General features: G+C 43.6%; 1 pseudogene. It reads right to left on the reverse strand.

Annotated features, from left to right (window positions below):
* Positions 1 to 210 (reverse strand): annotated as a pseudogene (locus tag AB6E51_RS24505) (hypothetical protein); the annotation flags it as partial.
* Positions 211 to 1,165: the final 955 nt, after the last annotated feature.

The following is a 1,165-nucleotide window of genomic DNA, read 5'->3' on the forward strand; positions in this document are numbered from 1 at the left end:
TTTCAATTGGAGCTTTAAGGCGTTGAAATAAGCATTTCGGCTTTGGCCTACTAAAGGAGCAAGTGTTCGTTGCAACTCATCAGGCAGCGCATCATGAAATTTAGATATTGAACCGCTGTCAATCAAGTAGCTTGTTAGCTCATCGGCAGCGATAGACTGACCACCTTGCTTTTGATGAAACTCGACCACTTTGATATCCGATATACTCATGACACCCTATTCCTCTGCAAAAAGCACGTTTGATTATTGGTGAATAAATAAACGTATCTTACTGAATAATAGGGTGTGTGTGTGCCGTTATTCCCTGTCATTATGACGGAATGACACAAAGGTGCCTTGAACGGCTTATGTGGGACTTATCGCTGACTTAGACGATACCCTATCATCTTATATCACCGACTCGAAGATTCCCCCCACCTTGACTCACCGCCATCAGGCCATGGAGGAGCGCGCGACGACATACAGAATGAGCAAAGCGAAAAAATATTGACCGCTGCGCTTTTCATAAAAAAGGTCGCACTGTCAGTCACCATGGCTTAAATCTTGCCCCTCGCCTTGCCAGAATGCGCGAGCGTAGCGAGTAAGATAAGGCGGTGATATTAACGCGTCTTCGGAGTGTATCGCTGTGCTACCGGAGGATCAGTGGAAGTGGGGCCCGTTCTTATCGTGATATCGTCTGAAGGTGAGTTTATCGAGAGACTTGATACGATAAGAATGGGAGGTAGTTTAAGGCTCTTTGATTTATCCACTCTATCCACAGATTTTTAAAATTAGTAATAGAAAGAAAAGTATCGAATGTAAGTTATAAAATGGGGTATCTACTTTTCACCGTCGTAGTATCTATATATCTCAATAGTTAGTATCCATTTTGTGTGGATAACGTACAAAGCCAGCAAAACGCTCCCCATCGGAGAATTTTATCCACCGCAGACTGAAAATCAGTCGAAAAGAGAAACAATAGAGGTAAAGTCTAACTAATAGAGCGTGATGAAGGTCAAATTAAGTGGGTAGAGGGATGTACTAAAGCCGCTTCGAAGAAGCAAAAAGATGAAAAAGTAGGAAGATTAAGCCGCGATGGTCTCGGGCGGTGAAGCGGTAGGAGAGAAGCCGAAATGTTTAAGGCGGGTATTCGCAGTCACCTCGAACTCTTGCTTACTCAGTATTC

Origin of the sequence: Vibrio sp. 10N.247.311.47 (assembly GCF_041467535.1) — a bacterium.
Classification (GTDB): domain Bacteria; phylum Pseudomonadota; class Gammaproteobacteria; order Enterobacterales; family Vibrionaceae; genus Vibrio; species Vibrio crassostreae_C.